The sequence below is a fragment of the Corynebacterium sp. zg-331 genome, from assembly GCF_014267345.1.
Lineage (GTDB): Bacteria > Actinomycetota > Actinomycetes > Mycobacteriales > Mycobacteriaceae > Corynebacterium.
Genome location: NZ_JACMYD010000006.1, coordinates 85,445 through 105,186, shown reverse-complemented (window position 1 = coordinate 105,186; position 19,742 = coordinate 85,445). Strand labels below are relative to the sequence as shown.

The window sequence follows — 19,742 nt, the reverse complement described above, 5'->3', positions numbered from 1 at the left end:
CGACGATCGCCACGACCGCGCACGCAGCCGTGGGTCGGGCAGGAACCGGGGTCTCCTTTCACCAGGTTAAGAGGTGCTCCACAGTCTGTTGTTACATGAGGTTATCGCATACCTCCCACCATCGGTGGAGAAACACCCCCGTGCTGCGCACGGAAATATCGCCAAAGGTACCCGCCGGTGCACCTTAACGCTTGCGGTAGAGCGCCCGACGCTGATATTTGGGCTCGGAGGTGACCAAAACGCCCAGGTTACGGAAGATTCCCTCGTCCACCGAACCCAGAATGGTGGTGGTGTGACAATCGCTACCTTTAAGGTTCTTCAGCTCCGCCAGCGCCCGGCGCGCCTCGGCCGAGCGGGCTGCGGACACCGACAGGGCGATGAGCACCTCGTCGGTGTGCAGCCTCGGATTGCGGGAACCGAGGTGCTGGGTTTTCAGAGTCTGAATCGGCTCGATGGAGTCCGGCGCCAGCAGATTCGCCGACTCCTCGATGCCAGCCAGGTGCTTGAGGGCGTTGAGAAGCATCGCGGAGGAGCATCCCAGCAGGTCGGAGGTCTTGCCGGTGATGATGGTGCCGTCGGAAAGCTCCATCGCGGAGGCCGGTTGCCCGGTGGCCTCCTCGACCGCCAGGGCGGGGGCCACCACCCGGCGATCGGTGGCGCTCACCCCGGCCTTGCTCATCACCATCGCCACCCGCTCGGACAGCAGCGGGTCGCGCTCCTCGCGACGCTCCTCCACCAGCGCCCGGTAGTAGCGGCGGATGATCTCCTGATTGGCGGCCTCGCGGCAGGCGGCGTCGTCGCTGATGGCGTACCCGGCCATATTGACGCCCATGTCCGTGGGCGACCGGTAGGGCGAGGCGCCCGAGAGGAGCTCCAGCATGGATTTCAGCAGCGGAAACACCTCGACGTCGCGGTTATAGCTGGTCACCTGCTCGCCGTAGGCGGACAGGTGGAAGGGGTCGATGACGTTGATGTCGTCGAGATCCACCGTGGCGGCCTCGTAGGCCAGGTTCACGGGGTGTTCCAGGGGCAGGTTCCAGATGGGGAAGGTCTCAAACTTGGCGTAGCCGGCCTGCACGCCGCGCTGGTATTCGTGATAGACCTGGCTCAGGCAGGTGGCGAGCTTGCCCGAGCCCGGCCCCGGCGCGGTAACCACCACGAGATCCCGGGAGGTCTCGGCGTATTCGTTGCGGCCGAAGCCCTCCTCGCTGATGATCCGGGCGGTATCGGTGGGGTAGCCGGGGATCACCCGGTGGCGGGCCACGGAAAGTCCCAGCTTTTCGAGCCGGGCGATAAAGTCCAGGGCCAGGGCGTTATCGTCTTCCAGCTGGGTGAGCACCACGGTATTAACCAGGAAGCCGCGCTCGCGGAACACGTCCACCAGGCGCAGGGCATCCTCCTCGTAGGGGATGCCGAGGTCCGCGCGCACCTTCTGGCGCTGAAGATCCTTGGCATTGACGCACACCAGGATCTCCACCTCGTCACGGATGTGCTCCAGCATGGCGATCTTGTTGTCCGGAGTGAAGCCGGGCAGCACGCGGGAGGCGTGGAGGTCATCGAAGAGTTTGCCGCCCATCTCTAGATAGAGCTTGCCGCCGATCGTGGCGCGGCGCGCGCTGATGTGCTCGGACTGCATCCGAATGTATTTTTCCCGATCAAAGCCCTGGCGCATTCTTCCCCTTTTCGGTGGTGCTCGCTCGACTGCCCCAGCATACCCGCCGCTCTATACTGTTTCCTATGCCGGAAGGTCACGTGATTCATGGGCTTGCCCGCCGCCTCAACGCCGAGTTCGGCGGAAAAACGGTCGAGGTTCGCTCGCCCCAGGGACGCTTTGCCCGGGAGGCCGCGCTGCTCAACGGCCACCCCTTGGAACGCGCGGAGGCCTGGGGCAAGCACCTCTTTATCGCCTTCGACGCCCCCCACCCCGAGCACATCGTGCACATCCACCTGGGGCTGATCGGCAAGCTCGCCTTCCACCCGCACGCGGAGCCGGTGGGGCAGGTGCGGCTGCGCCTCAGCGACGGGCGCACCGACGCCGACCTCCACGGCCCCCAGTGGTGCCGCCTCGTCACGGAGGAGGAACGCGCCGCGGCCATCGCCCCGCAGGGGGCCGACCCCCTGCGGGCGGACGCCGACCCGCAACCGGTGTTCGACGCCGTGCGACGCTCGCGGCGCGCCATCGGCTCCCTGTTGATGGATCAACACCTCTTCGCCGGGGTGGGCAACATCTACCGCGCCGAGACCCTGTTTCGCTTGGGGATCTCCCCCTTTACCCCCGGGCGCGAGCTGAGCCCCGAGGCCGCGCGGGCCCTCTGGGACGACCTGGTGGGGCTCATGCGGGTGGGCGTGGAGCGCGGGCGCATCGACACCGTGCGCGAGAAACACACCCCGGAGGCGATGGGCCGCCCACCGCGCAAGGACGACCACGGCGGCGAGGTCTACGTGTACCGCCGGGAGGGCCAACCCTGCTACGTGTGCGCCACCCCGGTGCGACTTCAGGCGATGGAGGGCCGCAACCTGTTCTGGTGCCCGTCCTGCCAGCCGGAGGCCGCCGTCCGCACCTCCTGATCGCTCAGGCGACGCACGCGACCGTCGCTCATCTCCACCGCGGCATCCGCCACCGCCAGCTGGGAGCGATCGTGGGTGACCAGGAGGGTGGCCACCCGGCGATCGTCGGTCAGCTGGCGCAGGAGGGTCACGATCTCCTCCGAGAGGGCGCGATCCAGCGCCGAGGTAGGCTCGTCCGCCAGGATCACCGCCGGATCTCCCATGAGCGCCCGGGCGATGGTCACCCGCTGGCGCTGCCCGCCGGAGAGCTCCTGCACGCGCCGGTGGCCCAGGCCGCCCAGGCCCACCTCCTCCAGCAGGGAGTCCGCCCGCCGAGCGCGGCTGCCGCGCGGGCCGCGCACCCCGCGCAGGTGGTCCGCCACGAGGAGCTGCTCGCGCACCGTGAGTGCGGCCAGCAGATTGGGGTTCTGGAAGATCATGCCGATGCGCTCGCGGCGCACCCGGGAGCGCCCGGGTTCATCGACCCCGTGCAGGGCCTGGGAATCCACCCACACCTCGCCCGAGCTGGGCGGGATCAACCCCGCCAGGACGGAGAGCAGCGTGGACTTGCCGGAGCCGGACTCGCCCACCACGGCGACGAGCGAGCCCGCCGGGACGCTCAGGCTCACCTCGTCTAGGGCGGTCACGGTGCCGGTGCCGTCGGGCAAGACGCAGGTTACGCGGTTAAGGCAGAGAGTCATGTGCGGGAGCCTCCTGAGAGTCAGTGTGATGCCTTAGCTGTTCAGTGCCATCTGGGGGTCCACGGCGGCCACCTTGCGCGTGGCCAGCCAGGCGCCCACCAGGCCCAGGGCCAATACGCCCGCCGCCGGCGCCGCCACCGTGGTGACGCTCAGCTCAAAGGGCACTACCCGGCGCGCTATGAGCCCCAGGCCCGCGGCCAACCCTGCCCCCACGGCGACCCCCACGCTCAGGACGAGCGCCGCCTGGCCGAGGCTGTCGCGCAGCACGTAGCCCTTCGAGGCCCCCAACGCGCGCAGCACCGCGATGTCGCGGGTGCGCTGGATGGTCCACACGCTCAGGAAGGCCAGGATGACCAGCGCGGAGATGCCGTAGAGCAGCCCCTGGATGGAAAGCAGGGAACCGCGTTCGGACTGGTAGGCCGCCAGGCCCGCGAAGGACTCCCTCACGCTCACCGCCTCCGAGCCGGTGGCCCGGGCGGTATTCGCCCAGGCGTCCCCGGGGGTGCCGTCCACCATGAGCACGGTGGGGGCGGAGGAGTGGGACACCTTCTTCCAGGTCTCCAGGCTCACCCACGCCACGGGCAGGTGGCTGTAGTATTCCTCCGGCGCAAGGCCCGCCACCGGCAGGTTTACCCCGCCCATGCTGAGCCGTTCCGGGAAACCGGAACCGGAGGCGTCGATGCTCTCCGGCAGGAGTACCCCCTCCCCGGGGACCTCCCCGCCGCCGGGCACCCGGCTGCCCGCGGGCAACCCCAGCACCGCCACGGCGGCGGTGGTCTCGTCCCCGTGCGCGCTCGTCTGGCTCACGCCCAGCGGCGTGACCGCCTCCACCCCGGGGGTCTTCCTCCAGGCGTTGGCCACATCCTCCGACACCGTGGACTCCGCGAAGTCGATCGTGGGGCTCAACACGTAGCGCTGCGGGCCCAGGGCCTCCAGCGCGGAGGTGTTCTGCTTGCCCAGACCACCCGTGAGCCCCGTGAGCATCACCAAGAGCAGCACGATGAGCGCCACCACGGTGCCCAGCAGGCTAAAGCGGCCCCACGCCCGGCGAATATCCCGCAGCGCAAGAAACATGGGAAGTCCTTTCCGACATTGCCGTCCGTCTCGTCGATCCGGTGCTCCCCATCCTGTGCCGCCCACCCCGCGCCCCACATCGGCCCCCGGCCGGATTCTGCTCTCGGCCATTCGGCCGATGCCACCGCCCCGCCTGCCCCCTAGGCTGGCTGCCGTGCCCCACCGTGACCCCCGCGCTGCCTCCGCCCTCGACCGCATCCTGGAAACCATGCGGGTGAGCCTGCACGTCCTGTTCGCCTTCCTCCTCTTTTTCGGGGCGACGGCCACCGCGGGCGGGGCGGCCGACGGCACCGGGTCGCCGCTCGCGCGCGCCCTGTGCGCCGCCCTCATTATCGCCCTCGCCGCCACCTACCTGGCCGGTACCGCGTGGGAAAACCGCTTCGCCCACCGGCGCACGAGCCGCGATCCCGCGCCCCACCGCCTGCCCTGGCTAAGCCTCGTGCTCGCCCAGTGGCTGGCCCTCCTGCTGCTCAGCCACCACTTCCTGTGGCTCCTCTTTCCCCTCACCTTCCTCATCTGGCACCTCATGCCCCGCGACGCCTGGGGCTTTCCCGTGGTGCTCCTCGCCTGGGGCTGCGGCGCCGGGCTGCCGCTGATCCTGCCCCGCCTCGGCGGACCGCTGCCCGCAGGCCCGGTGCTCAGCGGCGCGCCGAGCTGGGGGCTCGGCGGCCTGCTGGGCCCCCTGCTCGGCGTGGCCTTCGCCTCTGCCTGCTACTTCGCCTACCGCGCCCTGCACCGCGAGGCCGCACGCCACCGGCGCATCGCCGCCGACCTCGCCGCCGCCCAGGAACAACTGCTCTTCGCCGAAAACCAGGCCGGGCGCCTGGCCGAACGCGAACGCCTCAGCCGCGACATCCACGACACCCTCGCCCAGGGTTTCAACTCCATCGTGCTGTTCTCCCGGGCCTGCGAGAAGAACCTCCGGGCGCTAGGCGATGGCGCGAACCCCGGGATCCGGCTCGACACCGCCCTGAAACAACTCCGCACCATCGAGGCCGTGGCCGCCGAAAACCTCACCGAGGCCCGCCGGCTCGTGGCCGGGAGCGCCCCGGAGACCCGCGACCTCTCCCGGGCGCTGACCGACCTCGGCACGCGCGTCACCCAGCGCCACGGGCTGCCCGTGGAGGTCATCGCCCCCGACCGCACCACCCGGAGCCTCCCCGCACCCACCGCCTCCGCGCTGCTGCGCGTGGCCCAGGAAGCGCTCACCAACACCGTGCGCCACGCCCACGCCTCCCGCGCGCGCCTCACCGTCAACGCCTGGGAACACCACATCACCCTGGATGTCTTCGACGACGGCACCGGCTTCGACCCCACCGCCGTCCAGGGCTACGGGCTGCCCGGCATCCGGTCCCGGCTGCGCGAGATCGGCGGAACGCTCGCCATCGACTCCTCCCCGCACGGCACCGTGCTGACCGCGCGGGTACCGTGGGAGCAATCATGATACGGGTCATGCTCATCGACGATCACCCGGTGGTGCGCGCCGGGCTGCGCGCCATCCTCGACAGCTTCGACGACGTCACCGTGGTGGCCGAGGCCGCCACCGGACCCAGCCCGGCCGAGGTGGGCGAGGACGTGGACGTGGTGGTCATGGACATCCAAATGCCCGGCGTAGACGGCATCGCCGCCACCCGCGCCCTGCGCGAGGCCGACGGGCCGCCCGTGCTCATCCTGACCACCTACGACGCCCAAGCCGACATCGTGGCCGCCCTCGCCGCCGGCGCGCGGGGCTACCTGCTCAAGGACGCCGCCGAAGAGGAACTCCACCGAGCCGTGACCGCCACCGCCCGGGGCAAGCGCACCCTCTCCCCCGAGGTGGCCACCGCGCTCGCCGAGCGCATAGGCAGGCCGCACGAGGCGCTGTCTCCCCGGGAAACGGAGATCCTGCGCGCCCTGGCCACCGGGGCCACCAACCAGCAACTGGCCCGCTCGCTGTTCATCTCGCTGGGCACCGTCAAGACCCACCTGCTGCACATCTACCAAAAGCTCGGTGTGGACAACCGCACCGCGGCGATCGCCAAGGCGCGGGAGGAGCGGCTGATCTGAGGGGGTGGGGCGGTTTAAAACGAAAACCCTGGGTCCAGTCGTCCGGCTGGGGTCCCAGGGTTTTCTTCCTTTCCTGTCGTAACAGGCGGTTTTTGCCTATCACTGTGCACCATCCGCAAGCGTTCGTCGATCAGAAAACGATCTTCCCCTGGCCTGCGCCTTCTTCGTCCCGCAGACGGGGCGGGCGTCGGCACGCGGTGGGCCCCGCTAGGAGGAGGGGTGCTGTCCCCAGTGCGTGCGCATGGCCGCCACCACGAGGCTCAGCCGGGAGTTCACGCCGAAGTGGTTGATGAGCTGCGAGACATGCTTTTTCACCGTGGACTCCGCGTAGGTGGTGCGCGCGGCGATCTCGGCGTTGGAGAGGCCGTCGCACAGCAGGGAGAGCACCCGCTGTTCGCCAGGGGAGAGCACGATTTCTTCCTTGTCCTGCTGGGCCTGCTGCTGGGCGAGTTCGCGCGCGGGGATGTAATCCACCAGGCGGGAGAGGCACTGCGGGGAGACGGAGGTGCCGCCATTCATCGCGTCGCGCACCGAGGAGATGATTTCCTGCGGGCGCGCCGATTTGATGATGTAGCCCGCGGCGCCGCCGGTGAGGGTTTGCAGCATGGTCTCATCGGTGTCAAAGCCGGTCATCGCCACGAAAACCGGGGGTGTGGGCCGCTTGCGGGTCTCCTGAAGTAGGGCGATGCCGTCCATTTCCGGCATGTGAATGTCGGTGAGCACCAGGTCGATGTCGTAGTCGTCCAAGGCCTTGAGCGCCAGGAGGCCGTTGGAGGCCTCCGCCACCACGTGAATGTCGGTGGTGGTATTGAAATAGGTGCGCAGGGAAGACAGCACCAGGGGGTCGTCGTCTACCAGAAGCAGGCGGATATCCCCGCTATGTTCCGGGGTCACGGCACTCATGAGCACCACGGAAGGGTCGGGTTCTTACGGCAGCTAAATACCGAGGCGGCGGAATCCTTGACCGCGTACTCCGCCACCGTGGCGAGCGCTCCCCGGCCCACCGTGGGAACCGGGGCCGCCTGGGCCGCGGAGGGTACCGTCAGCAGGCCGACAGCAGCGGCCGCGGCACAGGCCGCGCCGCGCAAATGATGAATTCGGTTCATGGGGCTGCACCAGCCTTTCTAGGCATGACGTGTCACTTTGGTCGAAATAATAGTATAGGATCCCGGGGTGGTTCGCGGAAGCGACACCGAGCTGGGGGAGATAAAAGTCACGCATCCCACGGCGTTCCGGAATTAAAAATCAATGGAGAGCGTCCACGTTTTTCCGTCGCTGTGGGTGGATAATTTGCCACCCATACTTGCCACGGATCGCCGCATCATTCTCATGCCCAGGCCGGAGGAGAGCACGGAGGAGGAAAGCCGCCCCCGGCGTTCCTCCTCGCTGGCGATCTCGTTGCTCATGGTGATGCGCAAGCCCCCCTCGTGGCTCGCCGCGTGCAGCCGCACCTCCGAGCCCGGGGTGGCGTATTTGATGGCGTTGGTCGCCCCCTCCAGCAGCACCTTGTGCAGCATCTCCAGGGTGGGGTTGGTGATCTGCACCTCCGCGCTCTCGTCTACCACGATCACGCTCAGGTGGTGCTCGCGCATCTTGGCCGTGACCTCCTTGACCGTGTCCACCAGGGCCGGACCGGAGGGCTTTTCCTGCCGATCCTGCGGGGCGTTGAGGAGACTCAGCAGGGAGCGCACCTGGGACATCGTCATCCGGGCGTCTTCCGCGATCCCAGAGAGCTCCCCGTGCAGGGCGCTGCCCTGGGCTTCCTGCATGGCAAGGACCTCCGAGCGCATAACAATGGAGGTCAGGGAGGCCGCAACGGAGTCGTGGAGGGTGCTGGCGAGCTCCTCGCGGCGCTTGCGGTATTCGTCTCGCCACTGCTCGGCGAGCTCGATTTTCTGGCGCACCTTTCGCCCCAGCGTCCACCCGGCAAAGGCCGTGACCACCATGAAGCCCTCCCAGATGAGCACGGCGGAGAAGTCGGCCTCGATGGCCCGGGAGTGCCGGTCGATCAGGCCGAGGATGCCCACCGCCACGCCGTCGAACAGCACCAACCGCACCTTGCCGTGGTATCCCACCAACGCCATGACCACGGCGCAGAGGAAGACGTTGGGGGGCAAAAAGAGGTGGGGAAGGAAAACCGTGAGGGCGAAGGTAAACAGGAAGCCGAGGCTGCCCAGGAGGGGATAGCGCACCACCAGAGCAACGCTGGTGGTGAGAACGGCCGTCCACAGCGCGCTTTCCGCGCTGATCTCGTAGGGTTCGCTCATCCACAGCGCAAAGACCACCCAGCTCATTGCGCAGAGCACCACCCAGCCCTCGCGGGGAACGCAACGTATCGCTTGGGCTAGCTTGTCCATGACCACATCCCTCTCGCTTTCGCCGCATCGACGCACCGGTCGGTTCCGCGGGGTACGGGCAGGTGGTAAAGCATAGTCGAAAAGTAGCGGCGGGCCATAGCACAACGACGCGCCCGGAGCATAGAAAACCCGGTCGAGGTGCCCGTTTCCCTGCACCTCGACCGGGTTTTCTACACTGCACGACCCTAAGTGGACGCACTCACTGTGGTTTCCCGTTCGATCAAGTTCCGAGAACCTCTCCGGCGGCTCCCGTTGTTTGACCTAAGCACAGGGTAACCTTAGATACCCCTCAAGGTCAACCCTTTGATGGAAAATTATCGCCCCGCTCGCCTTCATCGCTGGTCACAGGCTCGACCTTCCGACAAGGATACCCTCATATGGGGGTAGGCTTACCTAAAAACTCCGGCGCACGCGCGCACCGCGGGCGGGTAATATGCCTCACTATGAGCCTCCTATACCCGGTAGACAGCGTCCGTCGCGCCGAGGCCGCCCTCCTGGCCCATCAGAGCGAACCCGATCAGCTCATGCGCGAGGCCGCGCGGCACGTGGCCGCCACCGCCGTGGCCATGCTCGACCGGCGCCGACCAGGCACACCCCATCGACCCCGCGTGCTGCTCCTCGTGGGCACCGGGGGCAACGGCGGTGACGCCCTCTACGCGGGCGCGCTGCTGCTCGAGCGGGGAATATCGGTGGCGGCCCTGACGTTGGGTTCTCGCACGTACCCGGGAGCCGCCGAGGCCTTCCTCGACGCCGGAGGCATCTTCCTCGACCAGGACCCCGACAGGGTAGGGGAGGAGGCCGCCTGGGGATACCACCTGGTGATCGACGGCATCGCGGGCCTGGGGGGCCACGCGGGACTGAGTGATGCCGCCGCCTGGTTGGCCGACGACCTGCTCCACGCCGGGGTTCCCGTGCTCGCCATCGACGTCCCCTCCGGCCTGCCCGCCGATACCGGCCAGCCCCCGCCGCCGCGCATCCTGGAGCGCCACGGCACCCGTCGCACGGTGGCCGGCTTCCTCACCGCCCACGCCACGCTCACCTTCGGGGCCCTGCGGCCGGTACACGCCGCGCACACCGCCTGCGGACAGGTGCTCTGCGCGGACCTGTGCCTTCGCGGAGCGCCGAGCCTGAGCGAGGCCCTGAAGGACTCCGCCGACCCGAGCGCCCTCCTCTATCGCGCGGTACCGCCGGTCTCACCCCTCGATCCCGTGCCGGGGGAGATCTACCCCCTGAGCCCCCTCCCGCTGCTGACCGGGGAGCTCGAACCGTCCGGGACGGACGATAAATACAGCTCCGGGGTGGTGGGCATCCTCGCCGGCAGCGCCGCCTACCCCGGGGCCGGCGTGCTGGCCGCCCAGGCCGCGGTGCGCGCCACCCCGTCGATGGTGCGCTACGTGGGCGGCGACTATCGTAGCGTGGTCGCCGCGCTGCCGGAGGTCGTGGGCGCCGCCGACCTCACCGCAACCGGGCGGGTGCAGGCCTGGGTCGTCGGCCCCGGGCGCGGCACCGACGAGGAGGCCGCGGAGGAACTGACCGCCGTGCTGGGCCGCCCGGAGCCCGTGCTCTGCGACGCCGACGCGCTCACCCTGCTCACCCGGAACCCGCAGGCACAACGCCTGGTGCGGCAACGCCCCCGGGGTAGCACCGTGCTCACGCCCCACGCCGGGGAGTTTGCCCGCCTGCGCCGAGGCCTGGGCCTTGCGGAAAGCGCCGCACCGCCGTGGATGCAGGCCGCGGAGGTAGCGCGAGAGCTCGGCGCGGTGGTGCTGCTCAAGGGCCGGTTCACGAGCATCGCTCGCGAGAACGTGACCATCATCATCGACACCGGACACTCCTGGGCCGCGACACCCGGTTCGGGGGATGTGCTGGCCGGGCTGCTGGGCGCGTGGCTCGCCCGGATGCCGGATCGGCCCCACGAGGCCGCCGCGCTCGCCACCCATCTGCACGCGGTGTCCGCGCGGATCGCCGCCGAGACCCCCGAGGGACCGGCCCCCACCTCGGCCTCCGAGATCGCCGCGGCGATCCCCACCGCCACGGCCCGGGGGTTGCGCGCCTACCGGGCCGCACGCGAACCCTGGCGGTAGGGCGCGGCATTGCCGATGTTTCACGTGAAACATCGGCGCATCCACCTTCGTACCGAGTTTGTCGCGGCGCGCGTTTTTCCCCGATAAAACCGGGAAGATTCCCTTTATCATGAACCCATGAGCGAGACGCAGGAAGCGCGGGCCGACCCCCTCCCGCATGCCAGTGACCTGGGAACCTTCTACACGTATCGCCCCACCACACCCAAACGCGTGCTCTCTGGCCTGAGCCTGGGGATCGCGGGGATCTTCCTCTTCGCCGCGCTCCACGGACTGCGCGTCTACCAGGGCGACGACGCCCTGTGGAACCTCTCCGCGGGCCTGCTCTACACCCTGGCCACGGGGCTGCCCGGGGGATACTGGCTGGCACACACACTCCTCGACACCCAGCGGGTGCAGCGCTGGGCCACGGAGCAGGAGGCTTACAGCACCAACTGGCAGTGGCTGGCCGAGAACGAGGCCCACAGCCTCACCCACCCCCTGCCGCGTCTGCCGGCGCTGCCGAGGCGCCGCTGGTGGGCGGTGTGGCTGACCGGCGCGACCCTATTCGTCCTGGCCGCCAGCCTGGGCAACAACATGTCCGTGGCCTAAGGGCCACAAAAGGGAACTCCACACAGTGTGGTGTTGTGTGGAGTGTTGCCCTGCGCGGGCGAGCCTCGGACGGCCTCTACTTCACCACCAGGTTCACCATGCGGCCGGGCACCACGATGGTCTTGACCACGTTCTTGCCCGCCACATGCTCGGCCACCTTAGGATCGGCCAGGGCGGCGTCGATCACCGCCTGCTGTTCGGCCTCGGCGGGAACCGTGATGCGCCCGCGCACCTTGCCATTGACCTGCACCGGAAGCTCCACCTCCTCGTCCACCAGCCACGTGTCCTCGTGAGTGGGGAAGGGCACGAAGGCGATGGTGCCCTCGTGGCCCAGGCGCGACCACAGCTCCTCCGCGATGTGCGGGGCCACGGGGGAGAGCATGATGGGCAGCGGCTCCACCAGGTCGCGGGGAACCCCGGCGGGATAGGCCTTGGTGAGGTAATTGACGTACTCGATGAGCTTGGCCACCACCGTGTTGTTGTGCAGGTTCGCATAATCGTCCCGCACCCCGGCGATGGTGCGGTGCAGGGCCCGGCGATCGTCGTCGGTGGGTGCGGCGGCGGAAACCGCGAGCTCCCCGGTGTCCTCGGCCACGATCAATCGCCACAGGCGCTGGAGGAAGCGGTGCGCGCCCACCACGTCCTTGGTGGCCCAGGGGCGGGAGGTATCCAGCGGGCCCATCGCCATCTCGTACACGCGCAGGGTGTCCGCGCCGAAATCCCGGCAGATGTCGTCCGGGGCCACGGCGTTCTTTAGGGACTTGCCCATCTTGCCGTACTCCCTCTTGACCTTCTCGCCCCGGTAGAAAAACTCCCCGTCGCGCTCCTCCACCTCCGCGGCCGGCACGTACACGCCGCGAGCATCGGTATAGGCGTAGGCCTGGATGTATCCCTGGTTGAACAGGCGGCGATACGGCTCCGAGGAGGTCACGTAGCCGAGGTCAAAGAGCACCTTGTGCCAGAAGCGCGCATACAGCAGGTGCAGCACCGCGTGCTCCACGCCGCCGACGTAGAGGTCCACGCCGCCGGGATCCTGCGGGCCGTGCTGCTCGGAGCGCGGCCCCGTCCAGTAGCGCTCGTTGTCGATGTCGCAGAAGGCTTCGCTGTTGGTGGGGTCGATGTAGCGCAGCTGATACCAGGAGGAACCGGCCCACTGGGGCATGACGTTGGTGTCCCGATAGTAGGTCTGGGGGCCATCGCCCAGGTCCAGCTCCACCTCCACCCAGTCGCGCACCTTGGCCAGGGGCGGGTGCGGCTCGGAGTCGGCGTCATGGGGGTCCGCCGCCGCCGGCTTATAGTCCTCCACCTCCGGCAGATCCACCGGCAGCATGGACTCCGGCAAGGCATGGGCCAGGCCCTCGGCGTCGTACACGATGGGGAAGGGCTCGCCCCAGTAGCGCTGCCGGGCAAAGAGCCAGTCGCGCAGCTTGTATTGGATGGTGCCGCGGCCCGCGGCTCGGTCCTCCAGCCACTCGATGACCCGGGCGATACCTTCGGCCTTATCCAGCCCGTTGAGATCAAGCCCGGCCTCGTTGGCGGAGTTGACGTGCGCGCCGTCGCCCTCGTAGGCCTCCTCGGCCACGTTCCCGCCGCCGATCACCTCGACAATCGGCAGCCCAAAGACCTGGGCAAACTCGTGGTCACGGGAGTCGTGCGCCGGCACCGCCATGATCGCACCCGTGCCGTAGCCGGTGAGGACGTAATCCGCGATGAACACCGGCACCCGCTGCCCCGAGACGGGATTGGTGGCGTAGGCTCCCAGGAACACGCCCGTCTTTTCCTTGTTCTCCTGGCGTTCCAGATCGGACTTGGCCGCGATGTCGGCGCGGTAGGCCGCCACCGCCTCCCGCGGGGTGGCCCGGCCGTACGTCCAGCGCTCATCCACCCCGTCGTAGCTGCCGGTGCCGCCGTCCACCAGGGCATCCACCAGCTCGTGCTCCGGGGCCAGTACCACGTAGGTGGCGCCGAACAGGGTATCCGGGCGCGTGGTAAACACCGTGATGTCGCGGTCCTGGGCGGAAAAGTCCACCTCCGCCCCCCGGGAGCGGCCAATCCAGTTGCGCTGCATGGCCTTGACCTTGTCCGGCCAATCCAGGTGCTCCAGGTCGTCGCTGAGCCGATCCGCATAAGCCGTGATCCGCATCATCCACTGGGAAAGACGCTTGCGGAATACCGGGAAATTACCGCGCTCCGAGCGCCCCTCCGCCGTCACCTCCTCGTTGGCCAAGACGGTACCCAGGCCCGGGCACCAATTCACCATGGAGGAGGAGCGATAAACCAGGCGGAACTCGTCAATCACCCTCTGCTTATCCAGCGGCGATAATGTCGCATACGCGCCCTTATCCGCGAATCCCTCCGGCAGGGGCATCTCCCCGCTCTCCAGCAGGGGCACCAATTCCTCGATGCGGCGGGCCTTGCCCTGGCGGGAATCGAACCAGGAATGATAAATCTGCAGGAAAATCCACTGCGTCCACCGATAAAACTCCGGATCCGTGGTGGCCACACTGCGGCGGCGATCGTGCCCCAGGCCCAGGGCGCCCAGCTGGCGCTTCATGTTCTCGATATTGGCCATCGTGGTGGTGCGCGGGTGCGTTCCCGTCTGAATGGCGTACTGCTCCGCGGGCAGGCCAAAGGCGTCATAGCCCAGGGTGTGCAGCACGTTTTTGCCCAGGGCGCGGTGGAACCGGGCGTAGACGTCCGTGGCGATGTAACCGAGCGGATGCCCCACGTGCAGCCCCGCCCCGGAGGGGTAGGGGAACATGTCCTGCACGAAGAGCTTGTCCTCCGGCAGGGCGGCACGCCCCCCCGCCGCGGCCAGGGGACCCACCGGATTGGGCGCGTTAAACGTGCCGTGCTCCTCCCAGTAGCGCTGCCAGGACTGCTCGATCTGGGCCGCCAACTCCGCGGTATAGCGGTGCGGCGGGGTCGCGGGGGTATCGGTGGGATTCGTCATGGTTGACCAGTCTAGTAGGTCGCCGAGACGGCGGCGGGCGCTCCGCTAAGGGTGGAGCGCAGCCGACAATCGAAGAAAAAATCCCCCGCGCGTCACACCCACCCTGTAGCCTCAGTAACACTTCCCGCGGCGGGGACGATTCTGCGACAGAAAGCCCCGCGGCAATTGATATCGACCTCAGAAGGAGGCCACCTTGACCAGCGCAGCTCCCTCACCGGAACTCGACGCCCAGGCCCGCAGGCGCGTGCTCTTCGCCACCACCATCGGCACCGCCGTGGAATGGTACGACTACTTCCTCTACGCCGCCTCCGCCGGTTTGGTGTTCAACCATCTCTTCTTCAGCGAGCTCGACGGTGGCCTCGCCCTCATCCTGAGCTACCTCACCGTGGGCCTCTCCTTCCTATTCCGTCCCTTCGGCGCCTTCCTCGCCGGGCACTTCGGCGACCGTTACGGCCGCCGGGTGGTGCTCATGATCACCCTCTTTGGCATGGGCCTGGCCACCACCCTGATCGGCCTCCTGCCCACCTACGCCACCATCGGCATCGTCGCCCCCGCCCTGCTCATCCTGCTGCGCATCATCCAGGGCATCTCCGCCGGGGGCGAGTGGGGTGGCGCGGTGCTGCTCTCCGTGGAACACGCCCCCACGAACAAGCGCGGCCTCTTCGGCGCCTTCCCGCAGATGGGCGTGCCCGCCGGCCTGCTGCTCTCCTCCGGCGTGCTGGCCCTGATGAGCAACATCGCCCCCGGCGACGCCTTCCTGGAATGGGGCTGGCGCCTGCCCTTCCTGCTGAGCATCGTGCTGGTGGCCGTGGGCTACCTGGTGCGCATGGGAGTGGAGGAATCGCCCGTGTTCACCGAGATCGAGGAGCGCAAGAAGACCGCCAACGCGCCCATCGGGGACCTGTTCCGCAGGAACACGCCCCTGGTCCTGGTGGCGGCCCTGCTCTTTGCCGGCAACAACGCCGTGGGCTACATGACCGCCGGCGGGTACGTGCAGAACTACGCCACCAACCCGCAGGGACCCCTCGCCCTGGATCGCAGCACCGTGCTGTGGTCCGTCACGGCCTCCGCCGTGGCCTGGCTCATCACCACCGGATTCGCCGGCTGGGTCTCCGACTTCTGGGGGCGGCGCACCACTTACGTCGTGGGCTACCTGCTGCAACTGGTGGGCGCGGTGGCGCTCTTTCCCATCATCAACCAGGGCGGTCCCACCATGCTCACCCTCGGCCTCCTGCTGCTCACCGTGGGGCTCGGCCTCACCTACGGGCAGCAATCGGCCACCTACGCCGAGTTGTTCCCCGCCTCCATGCGCTTCTCCGGAGTCTCCATCAGCTACGCCATCGGCGCGATCTTCGGCGGTGCTTTCGCCCCCATGATCGCCCAGTGGCTCTTCGAGGCCACCGGCGGCACCGGGGCCATCTCCGTCTACCTCGCCTTCATGACCCTCGTGGGCCTGGGGGCCGCGCTCGCCCTGCGGGATCGCACGGGCATCCCCCTCGGCCCGGATCACGAGGCCGAGCAGGCCGCCTCCCCGCTGCGCTTCCACGCGGCGCGCTAGGGGCCCAGCGCGACCCCCCTTACGCGGCGGCCTCTTCCGCCCCGCGCGGCGCCTCCTGCTCCGGCAGATCCCCGTGAGCGAACTTGTTGATGATGAGCGCGATCGCGCCGTCGCCCGTCACGTTGGCGGCGGTACCAAAGGAATCGATAGCGATGTAGGCGGCGATCATGAGGGCCACCTGGTCGTCGCTAAAGCCCAGCATGCTGCTCAACAGCGCCACGGCCGCCATCACCCCGCCGCCCGGCACGCCCGGCGCCGCGATCATCGTGACGCCCAGCATGAAGATGAAGCCCACCGCCAGGCCCACGGACACCTCCATGCCCGCCATGTAGACGATGGCGAACGCAAAGAGCGTCAGCTTCATCATCGAGCCCGCCAGGTGGATCATGGCGCACAGCGGCACCACAAAGCCCGCCACGGAGTCCGACACCCCGTTCTTGCGCACCGCGCGATACGTCACCGGAATGGTCGCCGCCGAGGAGGCCGTGCCTAGGGCCGTGCCGTAGGCCGGCATCATCGTGCGCAGCGCCCGGAACGGATTCGTGCCCGCGAGCAGCCCGGCGAGCAGGAACTGGAACAGGAGGTACACCAGGGTCATCGCCGTGGCCAGCACCAACACCGTGCCGAAGGCCACCAGCGTCTCCACCAGGTTGCCGTTCATGCCCAGGTTGAGGAACATGCCGAAGATAAACAGCGGCAGCAGCGGCACGATGAAGGAGCTAACCACCCTCATCACGATCTGCTCCAGCTCGCGGGTGGCCCGATAGATCCGATCCGCCTTCATCGTGGCCATCGCCACGCCCAGGCAGAAGGCCAACAGCAGGGCGCTCATCAGCTCCAGGGGCGGCGGCATCTCCACCGTGAAATAGGGGGAGAGGGCCCCCGCCTCGATGTCCGCAACCCCCGTGTTCAGCTGCTCCCCGGAGAGCAACCGCGGGTACACCTCCCGCGCCACCCCGTAGGCCAGCAGCCCGGAGAGCACCGTGGAGGCGTAGGCCACCGCCGTGGTGATCGCCAGCCACTTGCCCGCACCGCGCCCCAGGCCCGCGATCGCCGGGGTAATCAGGGCGAAGATCAACAGGGGCACGAAGAAGCCGAGGAAGTTCGCAAACAACCCATTGAAGGTGATGAAGACCCTGGCCAGGGCCTCCGGGAAAAAGAAGCTGCACACGATGCCCAGGATGATCGCCACGATCACCCGGAAGAGCAGCGAAGAGGCCATGCGCTTGATGTCCATGCGGTCCTGCGCTTTCTACTATCGACGACGGGGCGCTCGGCCACGGCGCCCATGCTCCGCAGAGGAAACAGGCACATCAGACAACGCCCAGGTGGGGTTAGATTACAAGATCACAGGGTAGCCCAGGGCGAGGGTCGAGCGGGACGAAAGCAAGGGAAAAGCCCCCCGACCCGGAAAGGGCCAGAGGCCTGTGACGCGCAGCGTTGACGTGGTTTTACTTCCGGGCGTCGCGCTCGGCTTCGGTCGCGGCGCCGTCGGTCTCGATGCGCTCCTTCTTCAACTCCTCGGACACGCGCTGGTTCTCGGTGACCTGTTCCTTTTCCAAAGCTACCTTTTCCTTCGCCACGGTGTCCTTGGACACGTTCACGCGCTCCTCGTGCAGCACCACGGAGGCTTCGCCCTCAGTCAAGGGCTGGCCATCCACCTGCTCATCGCCGGTGATCGGGGTGCGCACCACGCGCACCTCCTCGCGGCTCACGGGTACGTCCACCGTCTCGGTCTCGGTAACCACGAACTTGCGCAGACGAGCCTCGCCGGTCTGGACGTTCTCCTTGGTGACGTTCAATTCCTCCTCGGAGCGCACCAGAGAGTTACCATCCGCGGCCTCCTCGCGGGCGGCGGTGCGCCCCTGCTCCTGGCGCTCCTGAGCGCCCTGCTGCACGCGGGACTCGTAGATGTCTTGGTAGTCCGCGGCGTTCACACCGTAGTGCTCGTTCAGACGGTTCTGATCCGTGGTGGTCAGCGCGGTATCGGAACCGAAGTCCGGGGCGTCCTTGATGAGGTCCTTGGCAAAAGCCAGGCGGAGTTCCTCACCATCAAACTGAGCGCCGCGCAGGGGCACCAGGGAGGAGTTCAGGCCAAACAACCCGTGGCTGACCTCCACAAAGGTGGGCTTCCCGGTGTTATCGTCCAGGAAAACCTCTTTCACGTCACCCAGCTTATCCCCAGAGTTATCGTAGGCCGTAGCGTTGAACAAATCCGCGATGTTTTTCTTCGCACTCATGTCCAGTTCCTTTCTATAAAAAATATAACGGTCGGAAAACGTACTTTGTCCAAACGGAACCTCGTCGGTCATAAACAAACCTCTCGGCCGCTCGAACACCATCGACGCTATCAACACTTCCCGAAACTCGCCAGGGGAGATCAAACAGGTCACAAAATAATCAAGAACGACTCCCCGGAACCTTAAGAAAAATAAGATCGCTCAAATACGGCGCTGAACTGGGAAAGGAGCAAGCCCCCTCACAACGAGCACCCTCGTCGCTGCGACGCTTTTCCCACCCTCCCCACAGGAGAAAGTAATCAAATTGTTACCGACATCGCGCTCGCCGCGGGACGTCTGCAACTACGAACATTTAGTTTTCCGACCGTCCAGCATCCCACACCCAAGGGCCGGACGCGTCCCCTTCCTTCCGACCCGAGCCCACGATTGCCTACACACCGCGGTGCGCAAGGCGATCCCTGCATAAAGCGGTGCCCTCCCCCAAAAGATTCGCGCGGCGCGTTCCACATATCGGAAATATAAAACTCCTTCCCCTACCATGACCTCAAGCCTCAGGGGATCGAAGATCGATCCGGATGCAGCCATCACCGCTACGCCGACTCTTATTCGGCAGCGGCAGACGAGACACCGCATCGGCGTCCCTTTTTCACGACCGCGGGCGACGCACCGGTTGATCGTATTTTGCGGAATAAGCGCATCCGCCTCTAGGCGCTTCTTGTCCCACTTCTAACCGCATGACCCTTGTCCGTAAATTATTTCTTAGCCCCCTCCCATCACCACGTCATCGAGGGGGCCGCAAAATAGAATAAACCAGGCACCGCAATCCACCCGGCGCATGACCTCGGGGACGCCACCGCTCCCGGGGTTGCGGTGCCGGCAGCAGTAGGGGCGACGGCGTCAGCAAGAAACCCACGCCCGGCCCAGCGGGCCCGGGGAGTGCGGCGAGGGCGGCCCGGGTCCTACAATGATCCCTATGATCTTCGGCGTGATCCTGCTCCTCCTCGGCCTCATCCTCACCGTCATCGGCGGCCTCGCCTGGGCGGCCAAGCTCCCCGGCAACGCGGTGGTGGGCATCCGCGTCCCGGAGGTGCGCAAGAGCCAGGATCTGTGGGAGTTGGCCCACCGCATCGCCGGCCCGTTCTGGACGCTCGGCGGCATCTCCCTGCTGTTTGGAGCCTGCTTCGCCTTCATTGCCCAGGGCTGGCTATGGGCGCTGCCGGTGCTCACGCTGCTCATCGCCCTGGTGGCGGTGGGGGCAGGCGCCGGGCAGGCCGCGCACGCCGTGGCGGCGATCGACGCCCGCCGCATGATCGAGGCGGAGACCGGGGGACCCAAGCCCTCGGTGGACGTGGCGGCCCTGCGGCGCGCGGCCCGTGCCTCGGATCGCTAAGGCCCTTGCTTATCAACCACGCCACTGACTAGGATGGCGGTGTGACGTTGAGCATTTCTCTTTCCCCTCAGTGGTGGTGGCGCGCTTCCTAGCGCGGGCCGCCACTGTCACGTATGAACCAGGCTCGCGAGCTTCCTCTCGGGGAGGCGGCGGGCCTTCCGCGTATCCGGGGTCCGCTTCACCGCTACGACCACACCACGCACA

General features: G+C 67.6%; 16 protein-coding genes. 7 read left to right on the top strand and 9 right to left on the bottom strand.

What is annotated here, in order from left to right:
* Positions 1-184: 184 nt before the first annotated feature.
* Positions 185-1,672 carry a DUF1846 domain-containing protein gene (locus tag H7347_RS08065; RefSeq protein ID WP_152823007.1) on the bottom strand — a complete coding sequence of 496 codons (1,488 nt, stop codon included), beginning with the start codon at positions 1,670-1,672 and terminating at the stop codon, positions 185-187.
* Positions 1,673-1,737: 65 nt separating this feature from the next.
* Between H7347_RS08065 and H7347_RS08060 the strand changes: the two genes are divergently transcribed.
* Complete coding sequence (locus H7347_RS08060; RefSeq protein WP_152823006.1) at positions 1,738-2,568, top strand: Fpg/Nei family DNA glycosylase; 831 nt, start codon at positions 1,738-1,740, stop codon at positions 2,566-2,568.
* On the opposite strand, the gene H7347_RS08055 is transcribed toward H7347_RS08060, so the two are convergent.
* Together H7347_RS08055 and H7347_RS08050 are read right to left on the bottom strand one after the other, a co-directional pair.
* Positions 2,496-3,248 (bottom strand): ABC transporter ATP-binding protein, encoded by a 753-nt coding sequence (locus H7347_RS08055; protein ID WP_152823005.1) that lies wholly within the window; start codon positions 3,246-3,248, stop codon positions 2,496-2,498. The two genes, H7347_RS08060 and H7347_RS08055, sit on opposite strands and share 73 nt — an antisense overlap.
* Positions 3,249-3,281: 33 nt before the next feature.
* Positions 3,282-4,322, bottom strand: coding sequence for an ABC transporter permease (locus tag H7347_RS08050; RefSeq protein ID WP_152823004.1), 1,041 nt, complete (start codon positions 4,320-4,322; stop codon positions 3,282-3,284).
* A 154-nt stretch (positions 4,323-4,476) separates the two neighbouring features.
* On the opposite strand from H7347_RS08050, the gene H7347_RS08045 reads away from it, so the two are divergent.
* Together H7347_RS08045 and H7347_RS08040 are read left to right on the top strand one after the other, a co-directional pair.
* A complete protein-coding gene (locus tag H7347_RS08045) occupies positions 4,477-5,766 on the top strand; it encodes a sensor histidine kinase (RefSeq protein WP_152823003.1) in 1,290 nt (429 codons plus the stop codon).
* Positions 5,763-6,368 carry a response regulator transcription factor gene (locus tag H7347_RS08040; RefSeq protein WP_152823002.1) on the top strand — a complete coding sequence of 202 codons (606 nt, stop codon included), beginning with the start codon at positions 5,763-5,765 and terminating at the stop codon, positions 6,366-6,368. Before H7347_RS08045 ends, H7347_RS08040 begins: the two co-directional genes overlap by 4 nt.
* A gap of 207 nt (positions 6,369-6,575) precedes the next feature.
* On the opposite strand, the gene H7347_RS08035 is transcribed toward H7347_RS08040, so the two are convergent.
* From H7347_RS08035 to H7347_RS08025, 3 genes are all read right to left on the bottom strand, one after another.
* Positions 6,576-7,271, bottom strand: a complete 696-nt coding sequence (locus H7347_RS08035) for a response regulator transcription factor (protein WP_152823001.1) — start codon at positions 7,269-7,271, stop codon at positions 6,576-6,578.
* Complete coding sequence (locus H7347_RS08030) at positions 7,268-7,474, bottom strand: hypothetical protein (RefSeq protein ID WP_152823000.1); 207 nt, start codon at positions 7,472-7,474, stop codon at positions 7,268-7,270. The genes H7347_RS08035 and H7347_RS08030 overlap by 4 nt, the downstream gene beginning before the upstream one ends.
* A 132-nt stretch (positions 7,475-7,606) precedes the next feature.
* Positions 7,607-8,725, bottom strand: coding sequence for a sensor histidine kinase (locus tag H7347_RS08025; RefSeq protein ID WP_152822999.1), 1,119 nt, complete (start codon positions 8,723-8,725; stop codon positions 7,607-7,609).
* A gap of 443 nt (positions 8,726-9,168) precedes the next feature.
* Here H7347_RS08025 and H7347_RS08020 point away from each other — a divergent pair, with 443 nt between their 5' ends.
* Both H7347_RS08020 and H7347_RS08015 read left to right on the top strand, forming a co-directional pair.
* The gene (locus H7347_RS08020) at positions 9,169-10,809 is read left to right on the top strand and encodes a bifunctional ADP-dependent NAD(P)H-hydrate dehydratase/NAD(P)H-hydrate epimerase (RefSeq protein ID WP_152822998.1); all 1,641 of its coding nucleotides are present in this window, start codon (positions 9,169-9,171) and stop codon (positions 10,807-10,809) included.
* Between the two features lie 117 nt (positions 10,810-10,926).
* On the top strand, positions 10,927-11,397 hold the full coding sequence (locus H7347_RS08015; protein WP_152822997.1) for a hypothetical protein: 471 nt from the start codon (positions 10,927-10,929) through the stop codon (positions 11,395-11,397).
* Positions 11,398-11,473: 76 nt separating this feature from the next.
* Here H7347_RS08015 and leuS read toward each other — a convergent pair whose 3' ends face one another.
* On the bottom strand, positions 11,474-14,350 hold the full coding sequence (leuS, locus tag H7347_RS08010; protein ID WP_152822996.1) for a leucine--tRNA ligase: 2,877 nt from the start codon (positions 14,348-14,350) through the stop codon (positions 11,474-11,476).
* A gap of 193 nt (positions 14,351-14,543) precedes the next feature.
* Here leuS and H7347_RS08005 point away from each other — a divergent pair, with 193 nt between their 5' ends.
* A complete protein-coding gene (locus tag H7347_RS08005) occupies positions 14,544-15,908 on the top strand; it encodes an MFS transporter (protein WP_152822995.1) in 1,365 nt (454 codons plus the stop codon).
* Positions 15,909-15,927: 19 nt separating this feature from the next.
* Here the strand turns inward: H7347_RS08005 and H7347_RS08000 are convergent, their stop codons facing one another.
* Positions 15,928-17,145 carry a dicarboxylate/amino acid:cation symporter gene (locus H7347_RS08000; RefSeq protein WP_152822994.1) on the bottom strand — a complete coding sequence of 406 codons (1,218 nt, stop codon included), beginning with the start codon at positions 17,143-17,145 and terminating at the stop codon, positions 15,928-15,930.
* Positions 17,146-17,359: 214 nt separating this feature from the next.
* The gene (locus tag H7347_RS07995) at positions 17,360-18,148 is read right to left on the bottom strand and encodes a DUF2382 domain-containing protein (protein WP_152822993.1); all 789 of its coding nucleotides are present in this window, start codon (positions 18,146-18,148) and stop codon (positions 17,360-17,362) included.
* Positions 18,149-19,121: 973 nt separating this feature from the next.
* Between H7347_RS07995 and H7347_RS07990 the strand changes: the two genes are divergently transcribed.
* Positions 19,122-19,538: an SdpI family protein gene (locus H7347_RS07990; RefSeq protein ID WP_152822992.1), complete on the top strand. Its 417-nt coding sequence runs from the start codon at positions 19,122-19,124 to the stop codon at positions 19,536-19,538.
* Positions 19,539-19,742: the final 204 nt, after the last annotated feature.

Excerpts from the sequence above, each read along its gene's own strand:
- H7347_RS08055 (WP_152823005.1), bottom strand. The coding sequence starts at position 3,248 with ATGACTCTCTGCCTTAACCGCGTAACCTGCGTCTTGCCCGACGGCACC.
- H7347_RS08020 (WP_152822998.1), top strand. The coding sequence starts at position 9,169 with ATGAGCCTCCTATACCCGGTAGACAGCGTCCGTCGCGCCGAGGCCGCC.
- H7347_RS08065 (WP_152823007.1), bottom strand. The coding sequence starts at position 1,672 with ATGCGCCAGGGCTTTGATCGGGAAAAATACATTCGGATGCAGTCCGAG.
- H7347_RS08040 (WP_152823002.1), top strand. The coding sequence starts at position 5,763 with ATGATACGGGTCATGCTCATCGACGATCACCCGGTGGTGCGCGCCGGG.
- H7347_RS08015 (WP_152822997.1), top strand. The coding sequence starts at position 10,927 with ATGAGCGAGACGCAGGAAGCGCGGGCCGACCCCCTCCCGCATGCCAGT.
- H7347_RS07990 (WP_152822992.1), top strand. The coding sequence starts at position 19,122 with ATGATCTTCGGCGTGATCCTGCTCCTCCTCGGCCTCATCCTCACCGTC.
- H7347_RS08025 (WP_152822999.1), bottom strand. The coding sequence starts at position 8,725 with ATGGACAAGCTAGCCCAAGCGATACGTTGCGTTCCCCGCGAGGGCTGG.
- H7347_RS08035 (WP_152823001.1), bottom strand. The coding sequence starts at position 7,271 with ATGAGTGCCGTGACCCCGGAACATAGCGGGGATATCCGCCTGCTTCTG.
- H7347_RS08030 (WP_152823000.1), bottom strand. The coding sequence starts at position 7,474 with ATGAACCGAATTCATCATTTGCGCGGCGCGGCCTGTGCCGCGGCCGCT.
- H7347_RS07995 (WP_152822993.1), bottom strand. The coding sequence starts at position 18,148 with ATGAGTGCGAAGAAAAACATCGCGGATTTGTTCAACGCTACGGCCTAC.
- leuS (WP_152822996.1), bottom strand. The coding sequence starts at position 14,350 with ATGACGAATCCCACCGATACCCCCGCGACCCCGCCGCACCGCTATACC.
- H7347_RS08050 (WP_152823004.1), bottom strand. The coding sequence starts at position 4,322 with ATGTTTCTTGCGCTGCGGGATATTCGCCGGGCGTGGGGCCGCTTTAGC.
- H7347_RS08000 (WP_152822994.1), bottom strand. The coding sequence starts at position 17,145 with ATGGACATCAAGCGCATGGCCTCTTCGCTGCTCTTCCGGGTGATCGTG.
- H7347_RS08060 (WP_152823006.1), top strand. The coding sequence starts at position 1,738 with ATGCCGGAAGGTCACGTGATTCATGGGCTTGCCCGCCGCCTCAACGCC.